Here is a 19,413-nt window from a genome sequence, read left to right as displayed (position 1 = left end):
GGTCTCCTTAACGATTTAAAAATGTCTGCCAGTGGCTAACCACCTCGGCAAGCTGCTGACGGTTCACGTCAATATGCGTCACCAGGCGCACGATGGGCGAGGCGTTGATCAGCACTCCGCGTTCGCGCAGATACTCGCCCAGGGCGGCGGCGCGCGCTTCACCGACGCGAACAAAAAGCATATTGGTGTCATGACGCATTACTTCCGCGCCGGCGGCGCGCAGCTGTTCTGCCATCCATGCGGCGTTATCATGATCCTCTTTTAAACGCTCGACGTTGTTCTGCAAAGCATACAGGCCCGCCGCGGCCAGAATCCCGGCCTGACGCATCCCGCCGCCGACCATTTTCCGCCAGCGGATGGCGCGGCGAATATACGCTTCGCTCCCCACCAGCAGCGAGCCTACCGGCGCGCCGAGACCTTTAGACAGACAGATGGTGAAAGAGTCGCAGTAGCGGGTGATCTCACGCAGCGCGCAGCCGTATTCCACGACGGCGTTAAAGATACGCGCCCCGTCGACGTGCAGCCCCAGGCCGCGCTGACGCGTAAACTCCCAGGCATCTTTAAGATATTCACGCGGCAGCACTTTGCCGTTGTGGGTGTTTTCCAGCGACAGTAGCCGGGTAGGGGCGAAATGGATATCGTCCGGTTTGATTTTGGCTGCGACTTTATCGAGCGGCAGGGAACCGTCAGCTGCGGCGTCGATAGGCTGCGGCTGGATACTGCCGAGCACCGCCGCGCCGCCGGCTTCGTAGAGATAATTATGCGCGCCCTGGCCGACAATATACTCTTCGCCGCGCTGGCAGTGGCTGAGCAGCGCGACCAGGTTGGCCTGAGTGCCGGTCGGCAAGAAGATAGCGGCCTCTTTGCCCGCCAGGTCGGCGGCAAAGCGCTGGAGTTCGTTAACGGTCGGGTCATCGCCATACACGTCATCCCCGACCGGGGCGGCCATCATCGCTTCCCGCATGGCGCGGCCCGGGCGGGTGACGGTATCACTGCGTAAATCTATCATGACATATCCTTATACACTTCATCCTTCGCGCTGCCTCTGCGTTGGCTGCACCCTCAAACCCCGGTCACATCGTTATTTCTGCTTCCGGGGATTTTCGGGCTTGCCGCCTTAATGCGACACGAATGTTTTTGCGTATGAATTGAAAAGGATATTTTTACCTTAGCCAGTTAGTTTTCGCCAGTTCGATAACCTCATCGCCGCGGCCGCTAATAATCGCGCGCAGCATGTAAAGGCTGAAACCTTTGGCCTGCTCCAGTTTGATCTGCGGCGGCATCGCCAGTTCTTCACTGGCGACCACCACATCCACCAGGACCGGGCCGTCGGTACTGAAGGCGGTTTGCAACGCCTGGTCAACGTCAGCCGCTTTTTCGACACGGATGCCCTTAATGCCGCAGGCCTCGGCGATGCGGGCAAAGTTGGTCGCATGCAGCTCGGTGCCGTCTGTCAGATAGCCGCCGGCCTTCATCTCCATCGCGACAAAGCCCAGGACGCTGTTATTGAAGATAACGATCTTCACCGGCAGCTTCATTTGCGCCAGCGAGAGAAAATCCCCCATCAGCATGCTAAAGCCGCCGTCGCCGCACATTGCCACGACCTGACGGTCGGGGGCGGTGGCCTTCGCGCCGATGGCCTGCGGCATGGCGTTAGCCATCGAACCGTGGTTGAACGATCCGATCAGGCGGCGCTTGCCGTTCATCTGTAAATAGCGCGCAGCCCACACGGTTGGCGTTCCGACGTCACAGGTAAAAATGGCGTCGTCGTCGGCAAAGTGGCTGATCCGCTGCGCCAGATACTGCGGATGAAGGGTTTTATCGCTTGGCTTCGCCAGGTCATCGAGCCCCTTGCGCGCGTCGCGATAGTGTTCCAGGGCTTTGTCGAGGAACTTGCGGTCGGTTTTCTCTTCCAGATGCGGCAGCAGCGCGCTGAGGGTGGATTTGATATCGCCGATCAGCGCCATGTCCACTTTACTGTGCGCGCCGATACTGCCGGGGTTGATATCGATCTGAATAATTTTTGCGTCCGTCGGGTAGAAGGCGCGATAGGGGAACTGGGTGCCGAGCAGCACCAGGGTGTCAGCGTTCATCATGGTATGGAAACCGGAGGAGAAGCCTATCAGCCCGGTCATCCCAACATCATAAGGGTTATCGTATTCAACGTGCTCTTTGCCGCGCAGCGCGTGAACGATAGGCGCTTTCAGCTTCGCGGCGAACTCAACCAGCTCTTTATGCGCTCCGGCGCAGCCGCTGCCGCACATCAGCGCGATATTGCTCGAATAGCGCAGCAGCTGGGCCAGTTTTTTCAGTTCTTCTTCTGCCGGCGTCACCTGCGGCAGCGGGGCGTGGTACCAGTGGCTGCTGGCGCTTTCCGGCGCGGGTTTTAGCGCAACGTCGCCGGGGAGCACCACTACCGAGACGCCGCGGTTAATCACCGCTTTGCGCATAGCGATGGCCAGCACCTGCGGGATCTGCTCCGGCGAGGAGACCAGTTCGCAGTAGTGGCTGCATTCGCGAAACAGCTCCTGCGGATGCGTTTCCTGAAAGTAACCGCTGCCGATTTCGCTGGAAGGAATATGGGCGGCGATGGCCAGCACCGGAACATGGTTGCGGTGGCAGTCGAAAAGACCGTTAATCAGATGCAGGTTGCCCGGCCCGCAGGAACCGGCGCACACCGCCAGTTCGCCGGTAAGCTGCGCTTCCGCTCCGGCGGCGAAGGCGGCAACTTCTTCATGGCGCGTGGGCATCCAGTCGATGGTCCCCATGCGGTTCAGGCTGTCGCTTAAGCCATTAAGAGAATCCCCAGTCACGCCCCAAATACGTTTAACGCCAGCCTGTTCTAGAGTTTTGGCAATGTATGCCGCCACGGTCTGTTTCATGGTTTTCCATCTCCTTAAGTGATAACGCATACAAGCTTAGATGAAAATGACCATTACGCCCGCCGTTGGCCCCTCATTTTCAGCTGCTTTTATTCGTCGGATATTGCGCATACGCTGTGTTCACCTTCGGTGGTAAACAGGAATCATTTCAAATGGTTAAATCTCTGTTAAATGGTGTTGATAAACTGCTGTCGCATGATGATTTTGGCAAACTTTTGTTACGACTTGCCGTTGGCGGCCTGATGCTGTTTCACGGATTACACAAGATATTCGATGGCGTGGGGGGCATCAGCAGCATGCTGGTGGCGAAAGGTCTGCCGGGCTTTATCGCTTATGGGGTTTTAGCTGGAGAAGTGGTTGCGCCATGTTTGCTGATTGTGGGGATCCTGACGCGCCCTGCGGCGCTGGTGCTGGCATTCACGTGGCTGATGGTCGGGACGGGTAAAACCTTCGCGCTGGATGCGGTAGGCGCGTGGGCGATTGAGAGTCTGGTCTATTTCTTTGTTGGCGCGCTGACGATTGCCTTCCTTGGGGCAGGGCGCTATTCCATTGGCGGAACCTCGGCCTGGCGCTAAGTGCACCAGGGTTTTCTGCCTCACCCTGGCCACATCCTGTTTGCCAGGGTCTCGCCGCTCGTTTTTCAGACCCTTTTTTTGGGAGTTATTTTAAGATATTGATTTTTTAATATTTTTTATTGTTGCCTCAAAAAAAGGGTAAAAGGGCTTTTTATTGATTATTGCATGATAAAACAATAAGGCAGGTGCGCCGGGCTAGTGTTCACTGCCGTACAGGCAGCTTAGAAAAGATAGAGATTAAACGCGGCGCTACCGGCACCGTTCACTGCCGTACAGGCAGCTTAGAAATGGCTAACTCTGGACGAATTCGAGAAGGGAAAGTTCACTGCCGTACAGGCAGCTTAGAAAGGGTTACGCGCCTTCTTGAAATCTGCATACACGTTCACTGCCGTACAGGCAGCTTAGAAAGGATGACCGCTCGCATCGGCATTTTTGAATTGGTTCACTGCCGTTCCGGCAGTTCAGTAAGAGCCATGCTACCCGACGGTTACCGCGTAGCATGGCCAGCAACAACATTAAGCCAGTACCAAATCTCCCTGCGGCTGGCAGGAGCAGGCCAGCACGTAGCCTTCAGCGATTTCCGCATCGGTTAACGTCATGGTGCTGCTGACGGTATATTCACCGGAAACCACTTTCGTTTTGCAGCAGCCGCAAACGCCCGCGCGGCAGGCGACGGTAACCGGCACCTTATTGCTTTCCAGCGCTTCGAGCAGCGTGGTGCCGACCGGGGCATAAAACGTTTTCGCCGGCTGCAGTTTGGTGAACTTCAGACCGCTGGTGGCCGCGACGGCGACTGGCGTAAAGAACTGCTCTTTAAAGAAGCGCGTCGCGCCCAGCGCTTTCACTTCCTGCTCGACGAGATCCATATACGGCGCCGGACCGCAGGTCATCACGGTGCGCGATGCCAGATCCGGCACGCTTTGCAGTAGTTCAGTCGTTAAACGTCCTGCCACGAAACCGTGGGTAGCGTTATTTTCCGCCACCAGGGTCACCGGATACTGACGCCACTCCTCAGCGAAAATCACATCCTGCGGCGAACGAACGTTAAAAATCACCTGCACATCAGCCTGCGGGCGATATTTTGCCAGCCAGCGGCGCATCGACATGATCGGCGTGACGCCGCAGCCTGCGGCCAGCATCAGGAACTTATCGTCCGCTTTATCATCGCAGGTGAAATCCCCCATCGCGTCGGACAGCCAGATATAGTCGCCGCGCTTTACGTCGCGGGTGAGCCACTGTGATCCCGCGCCATCGTCAATACGGCGAACGGTCAACGTAATATATTCGCTGACGCCCGGCGTGGACGAAATAGTGTAAGCGCGCAGGGTCTCTGCCGAATTACGCACGCTCACCAGCGCGTACTGCCCGGCACGGTACGGATAATAGTCATGGCAGAGCAATGAAATGGTCCACACATCCGGCGTTTCCTGATGGATGTGATGCACCTGCATTCGCCACGGGCATTGTGAGGTTGGTATGGTCATGGATAGCTCCTTACGCGCTCAGCAGTTGCTTCATGTCTTCTTCTACGGTGGTCACAGAGCGCAGACCGAATTTCTCATTGAGCACGGCCAGCAGATCCGGGGTGAAGAAGCCTGGCGCGGTCGGGCCGGTTACGATGTTTTTCACGCCTAGTGAGAGCAGGGTCAGCAGAATGACAATCGCTTTCTGCTCGAACCAGGAAAGCACCAGCGATAGCGGCAGATCATTGACGCCGCAGCCCAGTTTTTCCGCCAGGGTCACCGCCAGGATAATCGCCGAGTAAGCGTCATTGCACTGACCGGCATCGACCAGACGCGGCAGGCCTTCAATATCGCCGAAATCGAGTTTATTGAAGCGGTATTTACCGCAGGCCAGGGTCAGGATCAGGCAGTCGTCCGGTACGCTGGTGGCAAAATCGGTGAAGTAATTACGCTCGCCCCGCGCGCCGTCGCAGCCGCCAACCAGGAAGATGTGGCGCAGTTTTTCCCGGCTCACCAGATCGATAAGGGTATCAGCAGCGCCCAGAAGGGTCTGACGGCCGAAACCTACGGTGATGAGATGCGGGATCTCGCTGTACGGGAAGCCTGCCATCTGCTGCGCCTGGGCGATAACCGGGGCGAAATCTTCGCCTTCCAGATGGTTCACGCCCGGCCAGCCAACGATGCTTCGGGTCCAGATACGATCGTCATAGGCGCCGACGGTTGGGTCGATGATGCAGTTAGAGGTCATGACGATCGGCCCCGGGAAACGGGCGAACTCCACCTGCTGGTTCTGCCAGCCGCTGCCGTAGTTCCCAATCAGGTGTTTGAATTTACGCAGCTCCGGATAGCCGTGCGCCGGCAGCATTTCCCCGTGGGTGTAGACGTTAACGCCGGTGCCTTCGGTCTGCTCCAGCAGGTTATAGAGATCTTTCAGGTCATGGCCGGAGATCAGGATGCACTTGCCCTCGGTCGCTTTAACGTTGACCTGGGTTGGGGTCGGATGACCGTATTTGGTGGTCTCACCGGCGTCCAGAATGCTCATGACTTTGAAGTTCATCTGGCCGATTTCCATTGAGCACTCCAGCAGAGCGTTCATATCGGCAGGCCAGGTACCCAGCCATGCCATGATTTTATGGTACTGGGCGTAGATGTCGTTGTCGTACTGGCCCAGAACGTGCGCGTGCTCCATATAGGCCGCAGCGCCTTTCAGGCCGTACAGGCACAGCAGGCGCAGGCCGAGAATGTTCTCGCCGATGGCCGCTTTGTCTTTATTCGGAGTAAATTCCGCCGCCTGACGCTGCAGGTCGCCCAGATCGTCGCTAGCCAGTTGCACAGCGGCCATCGGATTGTTAACCGTCGCGTGGGCATCAATGTTCAGGCACTGGGCTTTAAGCGCTTCACGCATGGCGATAGCCTGACGCGCATAGCCAACGATACGCGGGGAGTCGAAGTTAACGTTAGTCAGCGTAGAGAAAAAAGCGCGCGGCGCAAAGCTATCGACGTCGTGGTCGATGATGCCATATTCACGAGCTTTAAGCGCCCAGGCGGAGAGGCCCTGCAGAGAGGCAATCAGCAGATCCTGCAGATCGGACGTTTCGGCCGTTTTCCCGCACATACCCTGCGCGTAAGAGCAGCCGTTTCCTGCTGGAGTACGGATGGTTTGTTCACATTGCACACAAAACATGGTCACACCTTTTAAAGTTATATTTAATATACATGTTTAAGGTTATGCCCGAGCGCGTGAGGAGAAAAGGTATTTCTGATACAACTTACAGGGAGATTGATTTAGCGCAAAATTGGCGGTAGAGGGCTACCGCCTGAGAGGTATTAAGCGGAGAAAAAGGCCATCAGGATGGGCACCAGCAGGCTGAGAATGAAGCCATGAACAATAGCTGCCGGCACGATCTCCACGCCGCCTGAGCGCTGCAGTACCGGCAGCGTAAAATCCATCGATGTTGCGCCGCACAGGCCTAGCGCCGTTGAACGGCTGCGGCGTACCAGCCCCGGGATCAGCATAATCGCCAGCAGCTCTCGTGCCAGATCGTTAAAGAAGGCGGCGCTACCAATCACCGGGCCATAGGATTCTGTTAACAGGATGCCGGAAAGCGAATACCAGCCAAAGCCGGAGGCCATGGCCAGGCCGGTTTTTAGCGGCAGGTCGAGAATAAAGGCATTAATGATTCCGCCCAGCAGTGAGCTCACCATCACCACCACCGCAACCATCATTCCGCGGCGATTCAGAACAATTTGCCGCAGGGTCATGCCATTATTACGCAGCTGAATACCGATCAGGAACAGCAGGAAAATCAGCGTATATTCACTGGCCTCGGTGGCGTGTTGTAAAAAAGGCAGGCCGCTCAGGCCAATAAGAAAACCAATAAGGACTACGCCGCATAGCTGAAGGGATTCCAGCGCCATTGCCAGACGCGAGGGTAATTTTTCCTGGCGATGATGATTTTGCCAGGGCATTTTCTGCTCAAGCCACATCAGAGCCGCAATATTACACAGCAGGATAATGACGACGCTGACCGCTGCGTAATGAAGTATCGACAACAGGTTGCTGGCCAGATTATCGAGGAACGCCAGGCTAATTCCCATAAAAAAGAGAATAACGTAAACGATCCAGCTCAGAAGTCGTGCGATAAGTTTAAGGGCTGACGGCCGATGGAGAGGAATAAGGTAGCCTGCGATTAACGGCAGCAGAATGATTAATAGTCCCGAAAACATGAACGACGTGGTCCTTGCAGAGTGAAAATAGCGTCCCTGACACTACCCAAATCGCCGGACTGAGTAAAGTAGTCGAAAAAAAGAAAGGCCCGGGAAACCGGGCCTTCAGAGAAGCGAGGGTGCTTAACTGCGTTTTTCCAGCAGAGTACGGTAGAGCACGCCGCCGAGAATACCGCCGATAATCGGCATCACCCAGAATAGCCACAGCTGCTGCAGCGCCCAGCCGCCCTGGAAAATCGCTACCGCGGTGCTACGAGCCGGGTTGACAGAAGTGTTGGTGACCGGAATGCTGATCAGGTGAATAAGGGTCAGCGCCAGGCCAATGGCGATAGGGGCGAAGCCCGCCGGAGCGTTTTTATCGGTGGCACCGTGGATGACCAACAGGAAGCCGCAGGTCAGGACAATCTCAATCACAATTGCGGAGAGCATGGAGAAACCGCCCGGTGAGTGTTCGCCGTAACCGTTCGACGCGAACCCGCTGGCGGCGGCGTCAAAGCCCGCTTTACCGCTGGCGACGATATACAGAATAGCGGCGGCAATAATACCACCGACAACCTGGGCGATAATATAGCCAATCACCTCTTTAGCCGGGAAACGACCGCCAGCCCACAGGCCTAAAGTGACTGCCGGGTTAAAGTGGCCGCCGGAAATATGACCGACGGCAAACGCCATGGTTAATACCGTTAAGCCGAAGGCTAACGCGACGCCGGCAAAACCAATACCTAATTCCGGGAAGGCTGCCGCCAGAACGGCGCTGCCGCAACCACCAAACACCAGCCAGAATGTACCAAAGCATTCTGCTGCTAATTTTCTAAACATAACCACCTCAATAAAATAATGTTACGAGCGCGGAAAACCGCGCCGGTCTTTATTTATCGATATAAATAACGACGATAAAAATAAAGCGCCGCTATTTTATGGACGTTCAACATCGTCGCACTAGCAATATAAATCGAGGTAACTTGATTTAGGGCAAGGTGATGTGATTCCTTCAGTAATGTCTACCGAGTTGAAGTGTAGAACAGAACAAATTAAAAAACTGGCAACCCGTTAAGTATTTTGCAAGCTGAATAGTCACCGTGCGGATACATACGCTTAAGATTTATCCTGCAGCGCGGAGTAGCGGGTGTGTCATGTTCATCCCCACCTCGCTATACTGCTGATAACTGAAGGAGAAAGTAGCCACCGAGCGGAGGGGATATGCATCTTGAGCGCGTCGAAATAGTAGGCTTTCGCGGCATCAACCGGTTATCGTTGATGCTGGAGCAAAATAACGTGCTGATTGGCGAAAATGCATGGGGTAAATCCAGCCTGCTGGATGCCCTGACGCTGCTCCTGTCGCCGGAGTTCGATCTCTATCATTTTGTTCGGGAAGATTTTTGGTTTCCGCCCGGGGATGTTCAGGGGCGTGAGCGTCATCTGCATATTATTCTGACCTTCCGTGAAAATGAACCGGGCCGCCATCGGGTCCGCCGCTATCGGCCGCTCAGCAATTGCTGGGTACCCTGCGACGATGGCTATCAGCGAGTGTTCTACCGCCTGGAGGGGGAGCTTGCCGATGATGATAGCGTGATGACTCTGCGCAGCTTTATTAACGGCGAAGGGGAAGCGCTGGAGGTTGAAAATATTGATGAGCTCGCCCGTCACCTGGTGCGGCTGATGCCGGTGCTGCGCCTGCGCGATGCCCGTTTTATGCGGCGGATCCACAACGGTACCGTGCCGCATTCGCCGCAGATCGAAATTACCGCCCGCCAGCTCGATTTTCTCTCCCGCGAGCTGGTGCACCATCCGCAAAATTTAACCGACGGGCAAATCAGACAGGGGCTGTCGGCCATGGTGCAGCTGTTGGAGCACTATTTTGCCGAGCAGAGCAGCGCGCAATCTCGTCACCGCCTGATGCGCCGCCATTCACATGATGAACAGCGCAGCTGGCGCTATCTGGACATCATCAACCGTATGATCGACAAACCCGGCGGCCGTAGCCATCGGGTGATTTTATTGGGGCTCTTTTCCACGTTGTTGCAGGCGAAAGGGACCGTCAGACTCGATCGCGATGCGCGGCCGCTGCTGTTAATTGAGGATCCGGAAACCCGACTGCACCCCATTATGCTATCCGTGGCCTGGCATTTGCTCAATTTGCTGCCGCTGCAGCGGGTGACGACGACGAACTCCGGCGAGCTGCTGTCGCTAACGCCCGTCGAGCATGTGTGCCGACTGGTGCGTGAATCGTCACGGGTGTCGGCCTGGCGGCTGGGGCCTGGTGGAATGAATGCAGAAGACAGTCGACGCATCGCATTTCATATTCGTTTTAACCGCGCTTCATCGCTGTTTGCCCGCTGCTGGCTGCTGGTGGAAGGCGAGACGGAAACCTGGGTTATCAACGAACTGGCCCGCCAGTGCGGCCATCACTTTGATGCGGAAGGGGTGAAGGTGATCGAGTTTGCCCAGTCGGGTTTAAAACCGCTGATTAAGTTCGCCCGGCGAATGGGCATTGAGTGGCACGTGCTGGTGGATGGCGATGAAGCCGGGAAGAAATACGCCGCCACCGTTCGCAGTTTGTTGAATGACGATAAAATGCTGGAGCGAGACCATCTCACCGCGCTACCGGCGATGGATATGGAACATTTTATGTATCGTCAGGGATTCGATGATGTTTATCATCGGGTCGCGCAGCTGCCGATGAATATTCCTATGAATATGCGGCGGGTGATCACCAAAGCGATTCATCGCTCGTCTAAGCCAGACCTGGCGATTGAAGTGGCGATGGAGGCCGGACGTCGCGGCGTTGACGCCATTCCGACGCTGTTGAAAAAAATGTTTTCTCGCGTGCTATGGCTGGCGCGCGGGCGGGCGGATTAGCGGCGACCAACGTTTATCTCTTCGTGCCGGGAGCGATTCCGGCGCGTCTGCATCTGCACATCACTCAACCTCAGTTAAACAAAAATTAAGCGCAGCTAAAAATGAACGTTATTCTGTTACCGCATTTAGATAGAATTGACGCCGGTTCTGCGGATTAAAACATCAGGAATGGTTATGAAATTAAATGGAAAGCGCAGGAAAATTTGGTGGCTGCTGGCGATTGTCGTGCTGGCCCTCGCCGTCTGGGGATGGCGAATACTGAATGCGCCGCTGCCGCAATATCAGACGCTGGTGGTGCGTAAAGGGGATCTGCAGCAGAGCGTGCTGGCGACCGGTAAGCTGGATGCGTTAAAAAAAGTGGATGTCGGGGCGCAGGTGAGCGGACAGCTCAAAACGCTGCGCGTCGAGATTGGCGACAAAGTGAAAAAAGACCAGCTGCTGGGGGTTATTGACCCGGAGCAGGCGGAAAACCAGATTAAGGAAGTTGAAGCGACGCTGATGGAGCTGCGGGCGCAGCTCAACCAGGCGCGCGCGGAGCGTAAACTCTCTGCGGCGACTTTAGCTCGCCAGCAGCAGCTGGCGCAGCGTCAGCTGGTCTCCCGGCAGGACCTGGACACCGCCGCGACCGACCTGGCGGTGAAAGAGGCGCAAATCGGCACGATTGAAGCGCAGGTCAAACGCAATCAGGCCACCCTGGATACGGCTAAAACTAACCTCGACTACACCAAAATTCTGGCGCCGATGTCCGGGGAAGTGACGCAAATCACCACCCTGCAGGGGCAGACGGTGATTGCCGCCCAGCAGGCGCCGAATATTTTGACCCTGGCCGATCTCAGCACCATGCTGGTGAAGGCGCAGGTTTCGGAAGCGGACGTCATCCATCTCAAGCCGGGGCAAAAGGCCTGGTTTACGGTGTTGGGCGATCCGCTGACGCGCTATGAAGGGACGCTGAAGGATATTCTACCGACGCCTGAAAAGGTTAACGACGCCATCTTCTACTACGCCCGCTTTGAGGTACCGAACCCGCAGGGCATCCTGCGCCTGGAGATGACCGCCCAGGTGCATATTCAGCTTTCGGAAGTCAAAAACGTCATCACCATCCCGCTGAGCGCGCTGGGGGAGGCCATCGGCGATAACCGCTATCACGTGCGTCTGCTACGTACCGGTGAAGTTAAAGAGCGTGAAATCGTTATCGGTGCGCGGAATGACACCGATGTGGCGGTGGTGAAAGGGCTGGAAGAGGGGGATGAAGTCATTATCGGCGAAGGTGCGGCCGGAGCAGCGAAATGACGGCGTTACTTGAACTGCGTGATATTCGCCGCAGCTACCCCTCCGGCGATGGCAACGTTGAGGTGCTGAAAGGTATTACGTTGAGCATTGCCGCCGGCGAGATGGTGGCTATTGTCGGGGCTTCCGGCTCAGGGAAATCCACGCTGATGAATATTCTCGGCTGTCTGGATAAACCCACCAGCGGCACCTATCGGGTTGCCGGAACCGATGTGGCGCGTCTCAACGGCGATGAGCTGGCGCGCCTGCGGCGGGAACATTTCGGTTTTATTTTTCAGCGCTATCATCTGCTATCGCATCTCACCGCGGCGCAGAACGTGGAAGTGCCGGCGGTCTATGCCGGAGCGGAGCGCAAAGCGCGGCTGGCCCGCGCCCATGAGCTGCTGGTACGACTGGGGCTTGGCGACCGGGCAGAATATCAACCTTCACAGCTCTCCGGCGGCCAACAGCAGCGGGTGAGTATTGCCCGCGCCCTGATGAACGGCGGGGAAGTGATTCTGGCGGATGAGCCTACCGGTGCGCTGGACAGCCGCTCCGGCGAAGAGGTCATGGGGATCCTTCACCAGCTGAAAGCGCAGGGACATACGGTCATTATCGTCACCCATGACCCGCAGGTGGCGGCTCAGGCTGAGCGGGTCATTGAGATACACGACGGTGAGATCGTGCGTAACCCGCCCGCGTTGAGCTCCGCGCAAGGCGGCGCGCTGCGCCAGCGCACGGCGGCCGAACCGTCGGCATGGCGTCAGTTCAGTAGCGGTTTTCGCGAGGCGCTGGTCATGGCCTGGCGCGCCATGGCGGCGAATAAAATGCGCACGCTGCTGACGATGCTCGGGATAATTATCGGCATTGCATCGGTGGTGTCGATTGTGGTGGTGGGCGATGCCGCGAAGCAAATGGTGCTGGCCGATATCCGCGCCATAGGCACCAATACCATTGATGTTTATCCCGGTAAGGATTTCGGCGATGACGATCCCCGCTATCAGCAGTCGCTGAAGTACGACGATCTGCTTGCTATTCAGAAACAGCCCTGGGTCAGCTCGGCGACCCCTGCGGTCTCCAAAAGCCTGCGTCTGCGGGCGGATAATATCGACGTTGCCGCTAGCGCTGAGGGCGTGGGGGCGCAGTACTTTAACGTTTACGGTATGACTTTTAGCGAAGGTAACACCTTCAACGAACTCCAGCTAAATAGCCGCGCGCAGGTGGTGGTGCTCGATAGCAACGCGCGTCGACAGCTGTTTCCGCACAAAGCGCGGGTCGTTGGCGAAGTGATTCTTGTCGGCAACATGCCCGCGACGGTCATCGGCGTTGCCGATGAAAAACAGTCGATGTTTGGCAGCAGCAAAATTCTGCGCGTCTGGTTACCCTATACCACGATGGCCGGCCGGGTTATGGGGCAGTCGTGGCTGAACTCCATCACCGTCCGGGTCAATGAAGGTTACGACAGCGCGCTTGCCGAGCAGCAGCTGTTACGTCTCCTGGAACTGCGCCACGGTAAGAAAGATGTTTTCACCTGGAATATGGACAGCATCTTGAAAACGGCGGAACGGACCACACATACACTACAGCTGTTTCTGACCCTGGTGGCGGTGATTGCGCTGGTGGTTGGCGGGATTGGCGTGATGAATATTATGCTGGTCTCCGTTACCGAACGCACGCGAGAGATCGGTATCCGTATGGCTGTCGGGGCGCGGGCCAGCGACGTACTGCAGCAGTTTTTGATTGAGGCGGTGCTGGTTTGCCTGGTCGGCGGGGCGCTGGGCGTGACGCTTTCGTTGCTGATTGCCTTCGTGCTGCAGCTGTTTTTGCCCGGCTGGGAAATCGGCTTTTCGCCGCTGGCGCTGCTGACCGCATTTTTATGCTCGACGCTGACCGGAGTGTTGTTTGGCTGGCTCCCGGCGCGCAATGCGGCTCGTCTGGACCCGGTCGACGCCCTGGCACGGGAGTAGCGATAAAAAAATGCCAGTCAGAAGGACTGGCATTTTACTGGCAGGATGTACACAATGAAGCAAAAGAGTTATGCGGCTGTTTCTGTTTCTTCCGCTTCAACAGGGACGATCACGCTGGCGTGATTACCTTTTGGCCCCTGGTGAACATCAAACCGAACCGCTTGTCCGGCTTTTAGCGTTCTGTAACCATCCATCTGGATGGTCGAGTAATGGGCGAAAATGTCTTCGCCGCCGCCCTCAGGGCAGATAAAACCGAACCCTTTGGCATTGTTGAACCACTTAACAGTACCCATTTCCATACTTCGACATCCTTCGTAAATCTTATAAGTAAGATGGAATGAACCGGTAGTGGAGTGACGAGTTGTTCATTTGCTCGCCAACTCTCGCCACTACAATTTAGAGAAATCAGGAAATGCGTCAAGCGATTGACGACCGGGGACGGTGAAAAATGCGTCAAAATTTGAAGCAGTTAACGCTATTGCCGGGGAATGTGACAGACATCGCGGATGGAAGTAATAGATGATAATTATCTATGATCTATTGTAGATTTGTGATGTGCATAGCCTCTGGTCATCGACAGGCCACCGCCTGTTGGCAACAGCAACCGATGATGAACACTGACGATGAGTAAGAGAGACTGGTTGGACTTCGATCAGCTAATCGAGGACGAAGTTAAAGATGCGCTAAAACCGCCATCTATGTATAAAGTGATATTAGTCAATGATGACTACACTCCAATGGAGTTTGTTATTGACGTGTTACAAAAATTCTTTTCTTATGATGTTGAACGTGCAACGCAACTGATGCTGACGGTTCACTATCAAGGTAAAGCGATTTGCGGAGTGTTTACCGCTGAAGTCGCGGAAACCAAAGTATCGATGGTGAACCAATACGCGAGGGAGAACGAACATCCGTTGTTGTGTACGCTAGAAAAAGCCTGAATGCAGGCAATAAACTTGGGGGAGGTGCCTATGCTCAATCAAGAACTGGAACTCAGTTTAAACATGGCTTTCGCCAGAGCGCGCGAGCACCGTCATGAGTTCATGACCGTCGAGCACTTGTTGCTGGCGCTGCTTAGCAACCCTTCGGCCCGCGAAGCGCTTGAAGCGTGTTCAGTGGACCTGGTCGCGCTGCGTCAGGAACTTGAAGCCTTCATCGAACAGACCACACCCGTACTGCCTGCAACGGAAGAAGAGCGCGACACTCAGCCGACGCTGAGCTTCCAGCGCGTGCTGCAACGTGCTGTTTTCCACGTCCAGTCATCCGGTCGCAGCGAAGTGACCGGCGCCAACGTTCTGGTCGCGATTTTCAGCGAACAGGAGTCTCAGGCGGCATACCTGCTGCGTAAACATGAAGTCAGCCGACTTGATGTGGTGAACTTCATCTCTCACGGTACGCGCAAAGACGAGCCGAGCCAGTCTTCCGATAACAGCGGAAGCCAGCCTGGCAGCAGTGAAGAGCAAGCAGGCGGGGAGGATCGTATGGAAAACTTCACCACCAACCTCAACCAGCTTGCCCGCGTAGGCGGTATCGATCCGCTGATCGGCCGCGAGAAAGAGCTGGAACGTGCTATTCAGGTTCTGTGCCGCCGTCGCAAGAACAACCCGCTGCTGGTGGGGGAATCCGGCGTCGGTAAGACCGCAATTGCCGAAGGTCTCGCCTGGCGTATCGTGCAGGGCGACGTACCTGAAGTGATGGCCGACTGCACTATCTATTCACTGGATATTGGCTCGCTGCTGGCAGGCACTAAATACCGCGGCGATTTTGAAAAACGCTTTAAAGCGCTGCTTAAGCAGCTGGAGCAGGATACCAACAGTATTCTGTTCATTGATGAAATCCACACCATCATTGGTGCGGGCGCGGCTTCCGGCGGGCAGGTCGATGCTGCTAACCTGATTAAGCCGCTGCTTTCCAGCGGTAAAATCCGGGTTATCGGTTCGACGACCTACCAGGAGTTCAGCAACATCTTTGAAAAAGATCGCGCGCTGGCGCGTCGTTTCCAGAAAATTGATATCACCGAACCTTCCGTGGAAGAGACAGTGCAGATTATTAACGGTCTGAAGCCGAAGTATGAAGCGCACCACGACGTGCGTTACACCGCGAAAGCGGTACGTGCGGCGGTGGAACTGGCGGTGAAATACATTAACGATCGTCATCTGCCGGATAAGGCGATTGACGTGATTGACGAAGCCGGCGCGCGCGCGCGCTTGATGCCGGTGAGCAAACGTAAGAAAACGGTCAACGTGGCGGATATTGAGTCCGTGGTGGCGCGAATTGCGCGTATTCCTGAGAAGAGCGTTTCCCGCAGCGACCGCGATACGCTGAAAAACCTTGGCGATCGCCTGAAAATGCTGGTCTTTGGCCAGGATAAAGCGATTGAGGCCTTAACCGAAGCGATCAAGATGGCGCGCGCCGGGCTTGGCCATGAGCACAAACCTGTCGGCTCTTTCCTGTTTGCCGGGCCTACCGGGGTGGGTAAAACTGAGGTTACTGTACAGCTGGCGAAGTCGCTGGGTATTGAGCTGCTGCGTTTTGATATGTCCGAATATATGGAACGTCATACCGTCAGCCGCTTAATTGGTGCGCCTCCGGGATACGTCGGTTTCGATCAGGGCGGGCTGCTGACCGATGCGGTTATTAAGCATCCGCATGCGGTACTGCTGCTCGATGAAATTGAAAAAGCGCATCCGGACGTCTTTAACCTGCTGTTGCAGGTAATGGATAACGGTACGCTGACCGATAACAACGGCCGCAAAGCGGATTTCCGCAACGTGGTGCTGGTGATGACCACCAACGCCGGCGTGCGTGAAACCGAGCGTAAATCGATTGGCCTTATCCATCAGGACAACAGTCCGGATGCGATGGATGAGATCAAAAAGATCTTTACGCCGGAGTTCCGTAACCGCCTCGACAACATTATCTGGTTCGATCACCTGTCCACGACGGTTATCCACCAGGTGGTGGATAAGTTTATCGTTGAGCTGCAGGTCCAGCTGGATCAGAAAGGCGTCTCTTTGGAAGTAAGCCAGGAAGCCCGCGATTGGCTGGCCGAGAAAGGCTACGACCGGGCCATGGGCGCGCGTCCGATGGCGAGGGTGATTCAGGACAACCTGAAAAAACCGCTGGCTAACGAGCTGCTGTTTGGCTCACTGGTTGACGGCGGTCAGGTGATCGTTGAGCTGGACAAAGAGAAAAACGCGCTGACCTATGCCTTCCAGAGTGCGCAAAAGCACAAACCGGAAGCGGCACATTAAGTCGCTTGCGTGAAACGTCAAAACCGGCCTCAGGGCCGGTTTTTTTATGCCTCTCTTCTGAATCCTTTTATTCGTTTTTTTAACATGTTGATTTTAAATAAAAAAAACCGGTTAAAAAAAATATGGCAGAGGAGGTTTATTATTTAATTTCAATAATAACAATATGATGGGGTGCGGTTTGCCCAGTTCACTGCCATAAAGGCAGCATTCCATCCTTAAATTTCCTGACTTACCGCATAGTCACTCAGCATTTTCACAAAACGCTCAACGGACCACTCTTTGATATCCGATACCTGGCCGTCACCCATCTCGACGAGCCTCAAAGCACCAGCTTCATCATTGATAACATCTATAGAGTAAAAAGGGCTGTTTATACGTGCGGCGATTTCGCTAACCCTGGCAGGAATATCGCCGTTTGCGGCATGAACTTTGCCATCGAGAACAAAGAATCGCCTTTCGCTGGATGTATCAAATTTCTCCACGCGTCTCAGGCAAACTCCTCCTTCAATTTCACCGCGAAACTGTTTAAGCAATGTGATGATTTCATCAATTTCTTGCGCATTGCGAGCGATTGAGCCGCGGGAGGTTGTGAGCGACTTTACATAGTCCTTCACAAAATAAGCAGGCCAACCATATTCCTTAGTGAGGGCAGCAAAGTCAGCATCTTCGCTAGTCACGATGGTTTCTGGCGTGAGATCCCGACAACTTTCATACCAGCCCGGCAAATGGTGGCATTGAAGATATTGCTGGCATGACGTTAATAAGCGAGCGCCTCGCTTTTCCACCGCTCGGGATAAACTTTCGTACTCATCCGGGTGCAGCATCCATCCGCGCCACAGTACCGGCATATTGGCTGAAAAACTGGATGAAAAGCGGTAGTCGCCCAGCGCCGCAGCCTCTGATGAGAGTAACAGGCAGGTAATACTGCTTTGGCAGGCATAAGTGTACTCAGCTAAAAACATCTCGTCAGGTTGTGACGGATGAAGCATATCGTTGGGATAGATAATTTGCAGGGCGCTCATTTGGGTATCCTTTCTCGCCAGGACAATCCAGCTATTATTTTACGGGCGCAGAGACAGGGCCGTCAAAGCCGAAGAGGGAAACGGCGTGAGAATAAAAGAAATGAAAAGACCGGGAATTATCCCGGCCTTCAGCATCTGGCGCGTTAAGCGCGAAAACGATCAGCGACTACGGAAGACAATGCGGCCTTTGCTCAGGTCGTACGGGGTCAGCTCAACAGTCACTTTGTCGCCCGTCAGAATGCGGATGTAGTTTTTACGCATTTTACCGGAAATATGCGCAGTTACCACGTGACCGTTTTCCAGTTCTACGCGGAACATAGTGTTAGGCAGCGTATCAAGTACGGTGCCCTGCATTTCAATATTGTCTTCTTTGGCCATCTAGTCCTCTGGGGTATCACTACCGTAGTTTTGAACCGGCAAGATAATGCCGAAGTTCAGCAAGTATGTAAAGTTTTACGTCAAATCGCCGAAGTAGTTTTGGCGCATTGCCCGTAATTCACGCGGATAAACCGGGCGACAGGCGCAAACGTAAAGGGGGAGTGACAGAACGATGGGCGTTATCTGACTCTTATTATTCCCAAACGGCGGCGGGGCAACGGGCAGAAGCTACTCTACCGCGCAATTATAACATCCCGACAAAAAATGTGCTGAAAACATTTATGCTTCTCCTGCAAATAGCACCCTTGGCACCCAGAACCGCTCCGGCAGGCGATACGTCCGCAGTACGGAGAGATAGTCGAGATAATCGCGGCGAGGAATTTCCACTGCGCCCAACGAAGCCGTATGCTTGTTTAGCACCTGGCAATCGATTAATTTTCCACCATCGTGCATAAACGCCTGGCTAAAGACCAGCAGTGCGGTTTTGGAGGCATTTTCGGCTCGGCTGAACATTGATTCTCCGCAAAACAGCGCCCCCTGTGCAACACCGTACATGCCACCCACTAATTCCTCTCCCTGCCACACTTCAACAGAATGAGCGTGCCCCAGCTCATGTAGCTGATGGTATGCCTGAACAATACCCTGCGTTATCCATGTTCCTTCATCACGATGATCGGCGCAGCCTTCAATAACCTGACCGAAGGCGTGATTCAACGTTACGCGATACGGGGAGCGCTGATGAAAACGCTTCATACTGCGGCTGAGATGGAATTTCTCCGGCCACAGTACCGCTCGCGGGTCGGGGGACCACCAGAGAATTGGGTCACCGGGCGAAAACCATGGAAAAATACCGCGCTGATAGGCCATCAGTAACCGCGCCGGGCTAAGATCGCCGCCCAGCGCTAACAGACCATTAGGTTCGCGCAAAGCGCCTTCCGGGGAGGGGAAGGCGATGGAATGATGAGAGAGCTGAACCAGCCGCATTTTTACCTCAACGCATCAGGCAATGATTCAATAGTA

General features: G+C 55.1%; 16 protein-coding genes and 1 CRISPR repeat array. Of the genes, 6 read left to right on the top strand and 10 right to left on the bottom strand.

Features of this window, described 5'->3' with window-relative positions; genetic code table 11:
• Positions 1-7: 7 nt before the first annotated feature.
• On the bottom strand, positions 8-1,009 hold the full coding sequence (gene ltaE / locus IAE27_RS15865) for a low-specificity L-threonine aldolase (RefSeq protein WP_004111844.1): 1,002 nt from the start codon (positions 1,007-1,009) through the stop codon (positions 8-10).
• Between the two features lie 154 nt (positions 1,010-1,163).
• Positions 1,164-2,882 (bottom strand): ubiquinone-dependent pyruvate dehydrogenase, encoded by a 1,719-nt coding sequence (gene poxB, locus IAE27_RS15860; RefSeq protein WP_004100616.1) that lies wholly within the window; start codon positions 2,880-2,882, stop codon positions 1,164-1,166.
• Positions 2,883-3,034: 152 nt separating this feature from the next.
• Here poxB and IAE27_RS15855 point away from each other — a divergent pair, with 152 nt between their 5' ends.
• Positions 3,035-3,457: a DoxX family protein gene (locus tag IAE27_RS15855; RefSeq protein WP_154022554.1), complete on the top strand. Its 423-nt coding sequence runs from the start codon at positions 3,035-3,037 to the stop codon at positions 3,455-3,457.
• A 200-nt stretch (positions 3,458-3,657) separates the two neighbouring features.
• A CRISPR array of direct repeats spans positions 3,658-3,925; the repeat unit is 28 nt; unit sequence GTTCACTGCCGTACAGGCAGCTTAGAAA.
• Between the two features lie 47 nt (positions 3,926-3,972).
• Here the strand turns inward: IAE27_RS15855 and hcr are convergent.
• The 4 genes from hcr to aqpZ form a co-directional block, all read right to left on the bottom strand.
• The gene (gene hcr, locus IAE27_RS15850; protein WP_064345125.1) at positions 3,973-4,941 is read right to left on the bottom strand and encodes an NADH oxidoreductase; all 969 of its coding nucleotides are present in this window, start codon (positions 4,939-4,941) and stop codon (positions 3,973-3,975) included.
• Positions 4,942-4,951: 10 nt separating this feature from the next.
• Positions 4,952-6,604: a hydroxylamine reductase gene (gene hcp, locus IAE27_RS15845; protein ID WP_049591108.1), complete on the bottom strand. Its 1,653-nt coding sequence runs from the start codon at positions 6,602-6,604 to the stop codon at positions 4,952-4,954.
• Positions 6,605-6,747: 143 nt separating this feature from the next.
• Positions 6,748-7,647, bottom strand: coding sequence for a lysine exporter LysO family protein (locus IAE27_RS15840; RefSeq protein ID WP_004100620.1), 900 nt, complete (start codon positions 7,645-7,647; stop codon positions 6,748-6,750).
• 123 nt (positions 7,648-7,770) lie between these two features.
• A complete protein-coding gene (aqpZ, locus tag IAE27_RS15835; RefSeq protein WP_004100621.1) occupies positions 7,771-8,466 on the bottom strand; it encodes an aquaporin Z in 696 nt (231 codons plus the stop codon).
• A gap of 381 nt (positions 8,467-8,847) precedes the next feature.
• Between aqpZ and IAE27_RS15830 the strand changes: the two genes are divergently transcribed.
• The 3 genes from IAE27_RS15830 to macB all read left to right on the top strand — a co-directional run bounded on the left by IAE27_RS15830 (position 8,848) and on the right by macB (position 13,739).
• Positions 8,848-10,506 (top strand): ATP-dependent endonuclease, encoded by a 1,659-nt coding sequence (locus IAE27_RS15830; protein WP_024273968.1) that lies wholly within the window; start codon positions 8,848-8,850, stop codon positions 10,504-10,506.
• Between the two features lie 174 nt (positions 10,507-10,680).
• Entirely contained in the window at positions 10,681-11,796 is a 1,116-nt protein-coding gene (gene macA, locus IAE27_RS15825) for a macrolide transporter subunit MacA (protein WP_004100624.1), read from the top strand.
• Positions 11,793-13,739 carry a macrolide ABC transporter ATP-binding protein/permease MacB gene (macB, locus tag IAE27_RS15820; protein ID WP_004111855.1) on the top strand — a complete coding sequence of 649 codons (1,947 nt, stop codon included), beginning with the start codon at positions 11,793-11,795 and terminating at the stop codon, positions 13,737-13,739. The genes macA and macB overlap by 4 nt, the downstream gene beginning before the upstream one ends.
• A 68-nt stretch (positions 13,740-13,807) precedes the next feature.
• Here macB and cspD read toward each other — a convergent pair whose 3' ends face one another.
• Positions 13,808-14,038, bottom strand: coding sequence for a cold shock-like protein CspD (cspD, locus tag IAE27_RS15815; protein ID WP_004100627.1), 231 nt, complete (start codon positions 14,036-14,038; stop codon positions 13,808-13,810).
• 324 nt (positions 14,039-14,362) lie between these two features.
• Between cspD and clpS the strand changes: the two genes are divergently transcribed.
• Both clpS and clpA read left to right on the top strand, forming a co-directional pair.
• Complete coding sequence (gene clpS, locus IAE27_RS15810) at positions 14,363-14,680, top strand: ATP-dependent Clp protease adapter ClpS (protein ID WP_004100628.1); 318 nt, start codon at positions 14,363-14,365, stop codon at positions 14,678-14,680.
• Between the two features lie 30 nt (positions 14,681-14,710).
• Positions 14,711-16,993, top strand: coding sequence for an ATP-dependent Clp protease ATP-binding subunit ClpA (gene clpA / locus IAE27_RS15805; protein WP_004100629.1), 2,283 nt, complete (start codon positions 14,711-14,713; stop codon positions 16,991-16,993).
• A gap of 215 nt (positions 16,994-17,208) precedes the next feature.
• Here the strand turns inward: clpA and IAE27_RS15800 are convergent, their stop codons facing one another.
• The 3 genes from IAE27_RS15800 to aat all read right to left on the bottom strand — a co-directional run bounded on the left by IAE27_RS15800 (position 17,209) and on the right by aat (position 19,377).
• Entirely contained in the window at positions 17,209-18,015 is an 807-nt protein-coding gene (locus IAE27_RS15800) for an ATP-grasp domain-containing protein (RefSeq protein ID WP_004100630.1), read from the bottom strand.
• Positions 18,016-18,174: 159 nt separating this feature from the next.
• The gene (gene infA / locus IAE27_RS15795; protein WP_002211347.1) at positions 18,175-18,393 is read right to left on the bottom strand and encodes a translation initiation factor IF-1; all 219 of its coding nucleotides are present in this window, start codon (positions 18,391-18,393) and stop codon (positions 18,175-18,177) included.
• Positions 18,394-18,672: 279 nt separating this feature from the next.
• Positions 18,673-19,377: a leucyl/phenylalanyl-tRNA--protein transferase gene (gene aat, locus IAE27_RS15790; protein ID WP_004111858.1), complete on the bottom strand. Its 705-nt coding sequence runs from the start codon at positions 19,375-19,377 to the stop codon at positions 18,673-18,675.
• Between the last annotated feature and the right edge of the window lie 36 nt (positions 19,378-19,413).

The organism is Klebsiella sp. S69 (assembly GCF_016516145.1).
Taxonomy (GTDB): Bacteria; Pseudomonadota; Gammaproteobacteria; order Enterobacterales; family Enterobacteriaceae; genus Klebsiella; species Klebsiella oxytoca.
Note: the sequence above shows the minus strand (reverse complement) of the source record. Positions and strands in the feature narration are given on the sequence as shown.